Source organism: Pseudomonas sp. LAMO17WK12:I1, assembly GCF_900177315.1.
Classification (GTDB): Bacteria; Pseudomonadota; Gammaproteobacteria; order Pseudomonadales; family Pseudomonadaceae; genus Aquipseudomonas; species Aquipseudomonas marginalis.
The window spans coordinates 141,424-153,433 of sequence record NZ_FWZV01000014.1 but is presented as its reverse complement, the minus strand read 5'-3'; the positions used below and the strand labels follow the sequence as shown (position 1 = coordinate 153,433).

General features: G+C 59.9%; 10 protein-coding genes, 4 tRNA genes and 1 pseudogene. 5 read left to right on the top strand and 10 right to left on the bottom strand.

Annotation, left to right across the window (positions count from 1 at the left end; translation table 11 throughout):
- The first annotated feature begins 15 nt into the window (after positions 1–15).
- On the top strand, positions 16–423 hold the full coding sequence (locus B9N88_RS25210) for a PA2817 family protein (protein WP_010567536.1): 408 nt from the start codon (positions 16–18) through the stop codon (positions 421–423).
- A 67-nt stretch (positions 424–490) separates the two neighbouring features.
- Here the strand turns inward: B9N88_RS25210 and B9N88_RS25205 are convergent, their stop codons facing one another.
- Positions 491–1,423, bottom strand: coding sequence for a LysR family transcriptional regulator (locus tag B9N88_RS25205; RefSeq protein WP_027607094.1), 933 nt, complete (start codon positions 1,421–1,423; stop codon positions 491–493).
- Between the two features lie 89 nt (positions 1,424–1,512).
- Between B9N88_RS25205 and B9N88_RS25200 the strand changes: the two genes are divergently transcribed.
- Both B9N88_RS25200 and B9N88_RS25195 read left to right on the top strand, forming a co-directional pair.
- Positions 1,513–2,139, top strand: coding sequence for a serine-tRNA(Ala) deacylase AlaX (locus B9N88_RS25200; protein WP_027607093.1), 627 nt, complete (start codon positions 1,513–1,515; stop codon positions 2,137–2,139).
- Between the two features lie 147 nt (positions 2,140–2,286).
- Positions 2,287–4,026 (top strand): dipeptidase, encoded by a 1,740-nt coding sequence (locus tag B9N88_RS25195; RefSeq protein WP_027607092.1) that lies wholly within the window; start codon positions 2,287–2,289, stop codon positions 4,024–4,026.
- A 64-nt stretch (positions 4,027–4,090) separates the two neighbouring features.
- Here B9N88_RS25195 and B9N88_RS25190 read toward each other — a convergent pair whose 3' ends face one another.
- From B9N88_RS25190 to B9N88_RS25170, 5 genes are all read right to left on the bottom strand, one after another.
- The gene (locus tag B9N88_RS25190) at positions 4,091–4,828 is read right to left on the bottom strand and encodes a hypothetical protein (RefSeq protein ID WP_027607091.1); all 738 of its coding nucleotides are present in this window, start codon (positions 4,826–4,828) and stop codon (positions 4,091–4,093) included.
- A gap of 144 nt (positions 4,829–4,972) precedes the next feature.
- Positions 4,973–5,048, bottom strand: a tRNA-Gly gene (locus B9N88_RS25185).
- 3 nt (positions 5,049–5,051) lie between these two features.
- A tRNA-Glu gene (locus B9N88_RS25180) sits at positions 5,052–5,127 on the bottom strand.
- A gap of 105 nt (positions 5,128–5,232) precedes the next feature.
- A tRNA-Gly gene (locus B9N88_RS25175) sits at positions 5,233–5,308 on the bottom strand.
- A gap of 3 nt (positions 5,309–5,311) precedes the next feature.
- Positions 5,312–5,387: transfer RNA gene (locus B9N88_RS25170), tRNA-Glu, on the bottom strand.
- 359 nt (positions 5,388–5,746) lie between these two features.
- Between B9N88_RS25170 and B9N88_RS25165 the strand changes: the two genes are divergently transcribed.
- Together B9N88_RS25165 and B9N88_RS25160 are read left to right on the top strand one after the other, a co-directional pair.
- Complete coding sequence (locus B9N88_RS25165; protein WP_027607090.1) at positions 5,747–6,517, top strand: hypothetical protein; 771 nt, start codon at positions 5,747–5,749, stop codon at positions 6,515–6,517.
- A 126-nt stretch (positions 6,518–6,643) separates the two neighbouring features.
- Positions 6,644–7,456, top strand: a complete 813-nt coding sequence (locus tag B9N88_RS25160; protein ID WP_027607089.1) for an alpha/beta fold hydrolase — start codon at positions 6,644–6,646, stop codon at positions 7,454–7,456.
- Positions 7,457–7,490: 34 nt separating this feature from the next.
- Here B9N88_RS25160 and B9N88_RS33385 read toward each other — a convergent pair whose 3' ends face one another.
- The 4 genes and pseudogenes from B9N88_RS33385 to B9N88_RS25145 all read right to left on the bottom strand — a co-directional run bounded on the left by B9N88_RS33385 (position 7,491) and on the right by B9N88_RS25145 (position 11,950).
- Positions 7,491–8,195: a methyl-accepting chemotaxis protein gene (locus B9N88_RS33385; RefSeq protein ID WP_371263386.1), complete on the bottom strand. Its 705-nt coding sequence runs from the start codon at positions 8,193–8,195 to the stop codon at positions 7,491–7,493.
- A gap of 201 nt (positions 8,196–8,396) precedes the next feature.
- Positions 8,397–8,549, bottom strand: a pseudogene (locus B9N88_RS33380) (HAMP domain-containing protein); the annotation flags it as partial.
- A 1,024-nt stretch (positions 8,550–9,573) separates the two neighbouring features.
- The gene (locus B9N88_RS25150) at positions 9,574–10,986 is read right to left on the bottom strand and encodes an aminotransferase-like domain-containing protein (RefSeq protein WP_027607087.1); all 1,413 of its coding nucleotides are present in this window, start codon (positions 10,984–10,986) and stop codon (positions 9,574–9,576) included.
- Between the two features lie 202 nt (positions 10,987–11,188).
- Positions 11,189–11,950 (bottom strand): SDR family oxidoreductase, encoded by a 762-nt coding sequence (locus tag B9N88_RS25145; protein ID WP_027607086.1) that lies wholly within the window; start codon positions 11,948–11,950, stop codon positions 11,189–11,191.
- Positions 11,951–12,010: the final 60 nt, after the last annotated feature.

Genomic DNA, 12,010 nt, shown 5'->3' with positions numbered 1-12,010 from the left:
TAGAGGACTTATCTCGTGTCCAACGTCGTTGCCGATCATCTCGTCTTGCTCGACCACCTGCGCAGCATCCTGGTTGCCGTCGGCGAAGCCGAACAGGTGCCCGAGGAAAGCCACACCCTGTTCCTGGAGCGCTTCGACGAACTGCGCGCCCTGCTGCCGATCGACCCGATCGAAAGCCAGTACCTGGGCCAGGACCTGATGAGCCAGGTCATCCTGCGCTACCCGCAGATCGCCCACCTGGTCCCGCGCGACCTGCTGTGGTTCTTCGGCGGCGATTGCCTGCACTTCATGCCCGACGAAGAACTGGACCTGTACCAGGCCCTGGAAGAGCGTCGCTTTGAAGCCGAACAAAACGACGAACCCTTCGACTGGAACCAGGAAAAGCAACTGCTGGCCATGCCGCAGGACCAAAGCAAACACTGATTGTTCAAGACACTGCACAACTGAATGCGGGAGGGAGCAAGCCCTCCTCCCACATTTTCGACCGCGCCTATCGCCGGCGCAATGTCGGCTCCCTCGCCATGCACTCCACCAGATAGTCGATAAACACCCGCAATTTCGGCGGCAGGTAGCGCGTAGGCGAATGCAACAACCACGCCTCGCCATGGTAGGACGCAATAAAGTCCCACCCGGGCAACACCTGTACCAAGCGCCCCTCCTCCAACGCATGACGCGCGGTGAAATACGGCAAGCTGCCAATTCCCACGTGCTGCAACACCGCATCCAGCCGAACGCCGGTGTGGTTCGCCGCATAACGCCCACGCACGCCGACCGTCACCGCCTTGCCGCCCTGGCGGAATTTCCAGCGCGAGTCACCCGGTGTTTCCCCCAGGTAGATACAACTGTGCTCCAGCAAATCCTGGGGATGACTCGGCGTGCCATGCTCGTCCAGGTACTGCGGTGTCGCGCAGAGCAAGTGCTCGATGGGCAATAGCTGTCGCCCGACCAGCCCCGGTGGCGGACTGTCGGTGATGCGAATGCTCAGGTCGACATTGTCGTCGATCAGGTCCACATGCCGGTCTTCAAGGATCAGTTGCACATCCACCTTGGGATAGCGCCGCAGAAACTCCGGCATATGCGGGTGCACCACAAACCGCCCGACCGCCTTCGGCACACTGACCCGCACCAGGCCCTCGGCCTCGTGGGTGAACTGGCCGCTGATTTCCATCACTGAGCGCGCCGCGCTGACCATTTCCCGGCAGCGCTTGAAGACCTCCTCACCGGCTTCACTCAGGCGCAATTTGCGTGTGGTGCGTTGCAACAAGCGGGTAGCCAGGGCCTTTTCCAGGCGCGAGATGCTACGGCTCACCGCCGACGGCGAAACGCTCAATTGTCGCGCCGCTTCGGAGAAGCTGCCGGTCTCCACTACCTTGACGAAAATCGCCATTTCGCCCAGCAGCGGCAAAGGAAGATTGATGCTCATGACGCACAGGTCCATTGATAATTGAGTGGATTATCACCTATCCACGCACTATTTATACTCCCCGCAGAACCCTGATGCGGATGTAGAAAATGACCGAGCGCCTGTTTTTCACCCATGACCACCTGACCGCCGAGCTTGAAGTACTCAGTTGCACCCCCTGCGAGGGCCAGTTTGCGGTCGTTTTGCAATCGACGATTTTTCATCCCCAAGGCGGTGGCCAGCCGTTCGATACCGGCTGGCTGGGCGACAGCCAGGTGCTGCGAGTCACCCAGGAAACCGATCGCGTGGTGCACTATGTCAACCAACCGGTGGAACCGGGCCCCATCACCGCGCGAGTCGACGAACCGCGCCGAACCCTGCACACCCGCCTGCACTCCGCCGGGCATTTGATCGGCAACGCCGGCGAAACCCTGGGTTGGATGCCGATCAAGGCGCACCACTGGCCAGGTGAAGGCAAGATCACTTTTATCCGTGGCGAAACCGCGCAAGCCATGGACGCCGAGATCATTCAACAGCAGATCAACCAATGGATCGCCGCCGACTATCCGCGCCATATGGCCCTGGACGACGGCACCCGCGAAGTGGGCTTCGGTGATCTGCCCACCTACGCTTGCGGCGGTACCCATGTGCAAACGCTGGGCGAGTTGGGTCAGGTAACGATCCTGGCGCTTTCGGAGAAAAAGGGCGCGTTGTCGGTGCGTTACAGCCTGGACTAAAGCACGGAGTCGAGGGTGATATCGAGTTTTTAGATAAGCCTCCCAGTGGCCTCCCGGGCACACCTTGGCAGTGGTAGTGTGTCGAAATATTTCTGACACGTTGATCAGGAATCCCCTATTTCCCTTTGCAAAGGAATGCCCCTGACCATGCACTTTCGACTCAAGCAATTGGCGGCTGCCACCCTGTTCGCGACCGGCCTTTCGGTGATGACCACGCCTGCCTTTGCCAACATCACCCCAGAGCAAAGCACGGCGATCCTGAAGAGCTTCAGCGAAACGTCGGTCACGGATTTCCGTGGTTTCCTCGGCACCCTGGCCAAAGGCGACCTGGGCAAGGCCGACGACGTAGGCCCGGCGATCGGTGCCTTCCTCGATAACAAAACCCTGAGTGCCGACCAGCAGAACGAGATCCACCGCCTGCTGGGTATTTACACCCGAGTGAAATACGGCAAGGCCGCCTTAGATACCCTGCGCGAACTGGTAGAAATCCCGACCTTCAACGTGGACGGCGTGCCGCAGTACAAAAATCCGGAATTCATCCGGATTGCCGACAAGATCCAGGCCCTGGCCAAGACCTTCAACCTGAACTTCCGTAACATCGACAACCGCGTGTACGAGATTTCCCTGGCAGGCAGCGGCGACGAAGTGGTGGGTATCCACGCCCACGCCGACGTGGTGCCGGTGACGCCGGAGAACTGGGTCTTGAAAGACGGCACCAGGCTCGACCCGTTCAAGGTCACGCTGATCGGCGACCGCATGTATGGGCGTGGCACCGAGGATGACAAAAACGGCATCGTGGTGGCGATGTACGCCATGAAGGTGATCAAGGAAGAAAAGTTGCCGCTGGCACGAAACTTCAAGCTGCTGGTGGACACCACCGAAGAAACTTCCGGCGACGCGATCCCCTATTACTTCGAACGCAACCCGACGCCACAGTACAACCTGGCGCTGGATGGCGGCTACCCGGTGGTGATTGCCGAAAAAGGTTATGGCACTGTCATGGCCACCTTCCCGCGCCGCAAAGGGGAAGGCAAAGGCGCGGAAATCATTGCGATGACCGGCGGCATGGCCACCAACCAGATTCCCTCGGCCTCGGTTGCCACGTTGATCAGCGACACGCCGGCCGAACTGGCCGCCAGCCTGCAAAAAGCCGGTACGGAGTATGCCAAACGCAACGGCGGTGATTTCGAAGTGACAGCCAAGGTGGTTGGCAAAGAGGTCAAGCTGACAGTGACCGGGGTTTCCGCGCACTCCTCCGAGCCCGAATCCGGCATCAACCCGGTGTCGCGCATGCTGGAGCTGATCCACAGCATCGACGGCAAGATCGCCCTCAAGCACAACCACATCACCGACGCGGCCCGTTATGCCTCGGACAACTGGGGCCTGGATTATCTGGGCGGCAAATTGGGCGTGGGTTTCTCCGATGATTTCATGGGGCCGCTGACCACCTCGCTGACCTTTGTCGGCCTGGATGACAAAGCCTTCAAGCTGGCGGTGAACCTGCGTGTACCAAAGGGCAAATCGCCGGATAAACTGAAAGCCGAGATTTCGGACAAGTTGAGCGCCTGGGACAAGCAAACCAAAGTCAATGTGGACTTCACTTACTCGGTCGCCGAACCGATGTACCGCAACCCGGAAGGTGAGTGGGTGAAGGCCTTGTTGGCCGTGGCCAGCGAAAACCTGGGCATGGAGCACAAATTCGGCACCTCAGCCGGCGCGACGTCCGTGCATGAACTGCCCAATGGCGTGCAATTCGGCCTGGCGCGGCCGGAAGTGAAGTACACCGGGCACACCGACAATGAGTTCAAGACGGTCGACCAGTTCTTGCTGGATCTGCAGATCGTCACCGAAATGATGGGGCGTATCGGACAGTTGCCGAAGCTCTGACAGCGATTGAAGTGTGCGCAAAAAAACGCCGGTCAGTGATGATCGGCATTTTTATTCAGGTTCTTCATGCGCCCAGGTATCGCTTGCGCTCCTGCTCCCGCTGCAACATGTCCAGGGGTGGGTAGTAGATATACAGGGAAGACTCGATGGCAAACCATGCCGACGCCAACATTACCCCGCCCGCTACCACGACCATGCTGGCCAGAAACAGCCCCGTATCACCCAGTACATGCATGGCCGAGAAAATCAGCGAACCAGTGCCGAATCCAAAATATGGCACCGCCCAATCCACGACGGACAGCACCAAACAACCAAACACCAAGTGCGCTACTTTGTTCATCATCAACCGGTGCTGTTCTCGCAACTGCACATGCCGCTGATACCAGCTAAGCAGGAAATCACTGTTTTCCTTCAGTGCCAGGTCCAGAAGGTCGTTGGCCCACACATAACCGCTCCCCCTTGAAGGAGGTGTATAGGCATCACCCAAGAGCTTTGGAAAGGCCATTCGCAACCTTGTGCCGATCCCACGAACGATTTCCGTCAACAGCGGCAGAACGAAAGACACCACCAGCGCAAAAGAGGCAGCGGTGACCGCCAGGAATCCCAAGTCAGCAAGCAATGCGTCGCTGCTGGTCGTCCATTCCACCAAGGGCGTCCGGGTATGGATTAGCAAAGCGATATCAAGAAACAGCACAACGCTGACAAAGCGCATTGCCCAATGGAAATCCCATGCTTTTTCCAAGGCGCTGATACCCAATGGGGCGACCTTGGTTTCACCGGACGATTGAGAAGTTTCTGCCATCACGCGTGCTCCTTGAACTCAAACGCCAGACTATATCTCGAACACGCCAGGATCTGAGCCAGGAAGATGACAGGTTCAGGCAGATGAACAAATAACGCACAAACAAAAACGCCGATCATCACTGATCGGCGTTTTTGTTGAATATGGAGCGGGAAACGAGACTCGAACTCGCGACCCCGACCTTGGCAAGGTCGTGCTCTACCAACTGAGCTATTCCCGCAAATGGCGTCCCCTAGGGGACTCGAACCCCTGTTACCGCCGTGAAAGGGCGGTGTCCTAGGCCACTAGACGAAGGGGACACGCTACTGAAACACATGGTGTGTATTTCAGTGCCCAGAGGCCTCGTCCGAAGACTTGGTCCTGGTTTCACTCAGTGCCGCCCGAAAGCCACACTGCTTGTAAATTGGAGCGGGAAACGAGACTCGAACTCGCGACCCCGACCTTGGCAAGGTCGTGCTCTACCAACTGAGCTATTCCCGCATATGGCGTCCCCTAGGGGACTCGAACCCCTGTTACCGCCGTGAAAGGGCGGTGTCCTAGGCCACTAGACGAAGGGGACACACGTACAACATTCACTCCCTACCGCGTTTCGCTGTGTGCTTTACGCTGTAAGTGGCGCGCATTCTATGGATGGATTGAAAGGTCGTCAACCCCCAAGGATAAATTTATTTAAATCAATGACTTCGCCCGTGTTTACCGACCCGCGCAGGGCATTCTGCCCGTCCAGGCCTTGACGCCTATATTCTGGCGTCCGACAAGGCGCTATAGTTCGTTCCAGCAAGTGATGGCAATGTGCATCTACGCAGGGAGCGGCTACTTATATAGAAGAACTACCTGGGTAACTGGTCGATCAGTCCTATCCGTCGACAAGCCCAGTCACTACACTCCACTGTAAACCCTATCAAAGAGGTCACACCGGTGACACCACTCATGATCACCCTGCTGGTAATAGCCGGGATCGTAATACTGATCGCCATTGGCTACATGAACCACGTGGTGGAAAACAACAAGCTGGAAAAGAAGCGCACCGAGATCGAGCTTAATGATCGCCTGCGCCGTTGCGGTGAGATCACCGAGACCTTCCCTGGCCAACTGATGACCCCGGCGCTCAAGCTCTTACTGGCCCGCCTGGAGCTCAACGTCAATCAACGCCTGTTGAACCTCAACAAGACCAGTGCACCGCTCAAGGCCCGTATCACCGAGCTGAACACGCTGGTGGCCCAGGGCGAGTCCATCCCGGTGAACAACCCGCCGGCGCCGATCCAGACCGAAGCCAAGGCCAAGGACGTGCGCTTCCTGCTGGAAGCCCTGCATGGCCAGGTCACCCGCGCCGCCCAGGACGGGTTCCTGCCGACCAACGAAGCCAAGCACTGGATCAAGGAAATCCGCCATATCCTGGTGCTGTTGCACATCGAGTTCTTCAACAACCTCGGCCAGCACGCCTTGCAGCAGGGCCAGCCTGGCCAGGCGCGCCTGGCCTTCGAACGTGGCGTGCAGTACCTGCGCAAGCAGCCTGAACCGGTGCTCTACAGTGCACAGCTGCAATTGCTGGAAGGTCAACTGGCCCGCGCCAACTCGACCGTCCTGGCTAACAGCAAACAGGCGGCGGAGGAAGTCAACGAATTGACCGAAGGCATGAAAGAAGTCGACGCCGATGCCGAGTGGAAAAAGAAAGTCATCTACGACTGATCTGCCCACTCCCCTGGGGTGAGCGGGCTGCCCGCTCGCCCCAACATGCCATCAATTTGCATCTATCGCCCCGCCCCCGACTAGCGTAAAAAAGTGCCCCTCACTCCGTGAAGTCAGAGGCCCGCTATGCCTATCGCCGTCATTGATGGACAACCGCTGCATTACGTCGACCAGGGCACCGGCCCTGTCGTCCTGCTCGGTTCAAGCTACCTGTGGGACCGCGACATGTGGGCCCCGCAGATCGAAGCCCTGTCGCAACAGTACCGGGTCATCGTGCCCGAACTGTGGGGCCACGGCGAATCGGGCCAACTCCCCACCCCCACCCACACCCTCGACGACCTTGCGCGCCAGGCCCTGGCCCTGCTTGACCATTTGGAGATCGCACAGATCAACCTGGCAGGCCTGTCGGTGGGCGGCATGTGGGGCGCACGCCTGGCGTTGCAGGCCCCCGAGCGGATCAACAGCCTGGTGCTGATGGACACCTACCTCGGTGCCGAGCCAGAGGCCACGCGCCAGTATTACTTCTCGTTGTTCAAGATGATTGAAGACGCCGGCGCCATTCCTGAGCCGTTGCTGGATGTGATCGCGCCGATCTTCTTTCGCCCCGACATCGACCGCGAATCGGCGCTCTACCAGGATTTTCGCAAGTCACTGCAGGACTTTCCCCGGGAACGCCTGCTGCACAGCATCGTCCCCCTGGGTCGATTGATCTTCAGCCGCGAAGATGTGTTGGAACAACTACCGCAGTTGGACGCCGATACCACCTTGGTGATGTGTGGCGAACAGGACAAGCCTCGGCCACCCGCCGAATCCGAGGAAATGGCCGAGCTGATTGGCTGTGCCCTGATCCTGATTCCAGACGCCGGGCATATCTCCAGCCGGGAGAACCCGGATTTCGTCAACGAAGCGCTGCTGACCTTCCTCGCCAACCACGCCTGATCGCCCCCCTTCGATCGCCGCCTCGGGGCGGCGATCAAAGGCGGAAGTGCCCCACCATCCCCTTGAGCTCCGCCCCCAACTGCGCCAGTTGGATGCTCGACGCCGCATTGCCCTGCATGCTCAACGCCGATTGATCGGCACTCGCACGAATACTGGTGACACTGCGGTTGATCTCTTCGGCCACCGAGCTCTGCTCCTCAGCCGCAGCGGCAATCTGCTGATTCATCTGCTGGATCAACGACACCGCTACCGCAATGCTGCCCAGGGCACTTTCGGTTTCCAGCGCATCGCTGACCGCCAGCTTGACCAGTTCGCCACTTTGCTGGATCTGCTGCACCGATGATTGCGCCGCGCTGCGCAAGGTACTGACGAGCCGCTCGATTTCTTCGGTCGATTGCTGGGTGCGCTTGGCCAGTGCCCGGACTTCATCGGCCACGACCGCAAAACCTCGGCCCTGTTCACCGGCGCGGGCAGCTTCGATGGCGGCGTTCAAGGCCAGCAGGTTGGTCTGTTCGGCAACGCTTTTGATCACGCCCAGCACGGTGCCGATATGCTGGATTTCGGCACTGAGGCTCTCGATGCTGGTGCTTGCGCGGGTACTGGAAGTGGCCAGCAGCTCGATGCGCTGCAAACTCTGGCGCACCACCTGTTGGCCACTGTCGACCTTCTCGTCCGCCGTCTGCGCGGCTTGCGCGGCCTCTTCGGCGTTGCGCGCCACATCGTGCACAGTGGCGGTCATCTGGTTCATCGCAGTGGCAACCTGCTCGGTTTCCTCCTTTTGGCTGCTCACCTCGACGTTGGTCTGCTCGGTCACGCTGGACAGCGACTGCGCCGAGCTGGCCAATTGTTCGATACCGGCCTGCAGGCCGCTGACCATCTGGCTTAGGCCGCTGCTCATCTGCTGCATCGCCTGCATCAACTGGCCGATTTCATCACGACGACTGACCTCCATGCGCCCGCTCAGATCCCCGGCGGCAATCTGTCGGGCTACCGCGATCACACTGCGCAGCGGCGCGACGATCAAGCGGGTAATCACCCAGGCCGCAATCAACCCCACCAGCAAGGCCAGGGCCGACGAGCCAATGATCAACATCGCGCTTTTCTTCAGTTGCGCCTGCATCGACAGGTCTTCAGCGTCATAGGCCTGGTTGACCCGGCTGACGACCTGGTCAGCTCGATCATGCAGTTGTTTGTAGACGACTTTTTCCTGAGCCAGCAGGCCGGTGTATTCCCCCAGCTTTTCGCTGAAGGCGGCGATATGCCCGGAAACTTCGTTGAGCACCGTCTGATAACCAGGGTCCTTGACCGACGTTTTCAGTTGCTCGACCTGGGCCAGGGCCTGGTCGGCCTGCTCGATCTTGCCTTGCTCGGCGTCGTCTGCATCCGCCTTGCGGCTCTGGTCCAGGCGCACATGGGCTTCGTTCATGGCCTGCAACATCAAGCGGGAAACCTGACTGATCTGGCCTGCCTGCTCGATAAACTCGGCGCCCTCCTTACCTTGGCTTTCCTTGAGGCCATAGGCGCCGTCGTCCGCCAGCCCGGCCTGCAATACATCCAGGTTATTCGCCACGCTGGACACCGACCAACTGGCCATTTCCAGCGCCAGGTCCTTGGTCTGCGTCAGCTCGACAAACTCATCGAACGCCTTACGGTAGGCTGCGAGGGCCTGCTCGACCTCGGTCATCACCGGCACATTCGCCGCAGACTGGGCCTTGAGGCCGGCCGCCTGGGCCGCCAGGGCATCAAGACTTTCATGCAAGGCGTCGACGGCCTTGGGGTCGGCGTGCAGCGCGTAGTCCTGCTCGATCAGGCGCACCTTGAGCAAGCCGCTGTTAAGCGACGACATGGCCTTGAGGCCTTCAAAACGCTGGCCAACGGTTTGCAGGGACCACACGCCGATAGCCGCGACCAACGCCGTCAGCAGCAGCACCAGGGTGAAGCCCAAGCCCAGTTTTTTCGCCATACCCAGGTTGGCGAAACGTCGTTGCACGCCTGAAATCATTGCACTTGAATCCTCTTGCAATGGCGGACGCCATCAAGTCCGATGGACAAGCAACGAGATTCGCAACCAAAAGGCACTGAGCACAAGGCACTGGCGCCACAATAATGGCAAAAAGCTACACGCTCGTCGTTTTCAGAATGGTCGAGGTCGATCTGGCGGGCCCCATCGCACGGAACAACGCCAAGGCACGTTGATCAGTAGCATAGGCGACATTAAGGCGTAGCCACTCACTGTGCCCGCCGGTGGGACTGAACAACGCCCCAGGCGACAACAACACCCCCAACTGCCGGGCGCACGCCTGCAACCGCGAAGGCTGCGCCGTCCCCGGGCGTGCCCACAGGAACATACCGCCGGTGGGTACGGCGAACACCTCCCACTCTTCGTCCTCCAGCACTTGCAGGGTCACGGCCATTTCACTGCTCAACCGCTTGCGCAGGCGCTGCACCCACTTGCGATACGTGCCATTGGCCAGCAACGTCGCGACCACCGCTTCAGCAAACCGGGAGGTGCCGAAACCGGTCAAAGTCTTAAGGCTGGCCAGTTGCGCGATGATTGCACTGCTGGCGCAGAGGTAGCCCACACGCAAGGCGCTGCTCAGGGTCTTGGAAAAACTCGCGACGTAGATCACCCGATCATCATGGGGCAATGCCGAAAGCCGCGTGCAACTGGCCTGTTGCAGGTCGCCGTAGACATCTTCCTCGATGATCAGGAAGTTCTTGCGGTGTGCCAGTTCCAGCAAGCGCTCGGCCACCAGCCGGCACAGGCTGGTGCCCGTGGGGTTGTGATAAAGGCTGTGGATGAACAGGCACTTGGGATGATGGTGCTGCAGCAGCGCTTCAAGTGCCGGGAGGTCGGGGCCGCCTCGGGTACGCGGTACTTCCAGCAGTTTCACGCCCTGGAACGCCAGCTGCCGGTAGAGATTGGCATACCCGGGGGTTTCGACCACCACGCTGTCGCCGGCCTTGAGCAGCGTACGTATCAGCAGGTCCTGGGCATGGCTGGCACCTGCGGTGGTCAGGATGCGCTCCAGGCTGGTGGCGATGTGAATCTGGGTCAGGCGCTTGAGCAGTTGCTCGCGCAGCGCAGGCAGACCCAGAGGGGTGCTGTAGTTGAACAGGCCGGCCGTGTCGGTGCGGGTGACTTCGCGAATCGCGTAACTGATGTCATCGCTTTCGCGCCAGGCATCGGGCAACCAGCCGCAGCCCAGTTTCAACTCGCCCAACGGATTGTCGGCAAAGGCGCCCCACTCGCGCTCCGCCCCCTCATACCAGTTGCCTTCGTGGCAGGCAGCCGGCTGGGCCACCACAAATCCCGAGCCCTGCCGGGGCGCCAGCACCCCTTGGGCGACCATCCGTTCGAATGCTTCGATCACACTGGATTGGCTGAGCAGGTTGTCCAGGGCCAACTGGCGGACGGATGGCAAGCGTGTTCCGGGACTCACGCCGTCCTTGCGAATCCATTGCACCACGGCACTGACGATTTGCTGCACTACCGGTACAAGGGCCTGTCGATCGATCCCTAAATCCATGAGCCACTCACTTCAACTGTCTGTTATCAACCCGGAGAGTTAAGCACAGAAGCAGCAGGTTGCCGGCCGCATAAATTTATTAAATTATTGATTTTATTGACTTATTTACCTACTGACACATATTCGGTCACAGCGTTTTGCCAGCTTTGGAAAAGCCCCACGCGCCCCCAGACGTTTTCGAACAAGGGGCCGGCGCCAGGTCCTAGATAGCCGTCGCGCCACCGTCCACGGCCAAGGCGTGGCCGGTGGTGAACGCCGCTCCGTCGCTGCACAGGTACAGCACTGCGCTGGCAATTTCCTCCACCTTGCCGATACGCCCGACCGGGTGCATGGCGGCGGCGAATTCGGCCTTGCGCGGGTCGGCTTCATAGGCGCGCCGGAACATATCGGTATCGATCACCGCCGGGCAGACGGCATTGACGCGGATTTTCTTCTTCGCGTACTCGATCGCCGCCGATTTGGTCAGGCCGATCACCGCATGTTTGGAGGCTGCATAGATACTCATCTTCGGCGCCGCGCCCAACCCCGCCACCGACGCGGTGTTGACGATCGCCCCGCCGCCCTGGGCCAGCAGCAGCGGCAACTGGTACTTCATGCACAACCACACACCCTTGACGTTGACGCCCATGATCGCGTCGAACTCATCCAGGCTGCCGTCCGCCAGCTTGCCCTTCTCGATCTCGATGCCGGCGTTATTGAACGCATAGTCCAGGCGACCATAGGCGCCGATGGTCTGTGCCATCAACTGCTGCACATCCGCCTCCTGGGTGACGTTGCAGCGCACGAACAGCGCCTCGCCCCCGGCCTGGTGGATCAGCGCGACCGTACCCTCGCCGCCCGCTACGTCCAGGTCGGCGACCACGACCTTCAAGCCTTCGGCGGCGAACGCCAGCGCAGTGGCGCGACCAATACCGGCGGCGGCGCCAGTCACCAGGGCGACCTGGCCGGAAAACGTCATGCTCATGGAGGATGTCCTATTGGGATTAATGGCAGTGGCACGAGTCTAGCCAACGCCGAGACGCAC

Coding starts and splice junctions, on each gene's coding strand:
- B9N88_RS25205 (WP_027607094.1), bottom strand. CDS start 1,423: ATGAGCATCAATCTTCCTTTGCCGCTGCTGGGCGAAATGGCGATTTTC.
- B9N88_RS25200 (WP_027607093.1), top strand. CDS start 1,513: ATGACCGAGCGCCTGTTTTTCACCCATGACCACCTGACCGCCGAGCTT.
- B9N88_RS25195 (WP_027607092.1), top strand. CDS start 2,287: ATGCACTTTCGACTCAAGCAATTGGCGGCTGCCACCCTGTTCGCGACC.
- B9N88_RS25190 (WP_027607091.1), bottom strand. CDS start 4,828: ATGGCAGAAACTTCTCAATCGTCCGGTGAAACCAAGGTCGCCCCATTG.
- B9N88_RS25160 (WP_027607089.1), top strand. CDS start 6,644: ATGCCTATCGCCGTCATTGATGGACAACCGCTGCATTACGTCGACCAG.
- B9N88_RS33385 (WP_371263386.1), bottom strand. CDS start 8,195: ATGACCGCCACTGTGCACGATGTGGCGCGCAACGCCGAAGAGGCCGCG.
- B9N88_RS25150 (WP_027607087.1), bottom strand. CDS start 10,986: ATGGATTTAGGGATCGATCGACAGGCCCTTGTACCGGTAGTGCAGCAA.
- B9N88_RS25145 (WP_027607086.1), bottom strand. CDS start 11,950: ATGAGCATGACGTTTTCCGGCCAGGTCGCCCTGGTGACTGGCGCCGCC.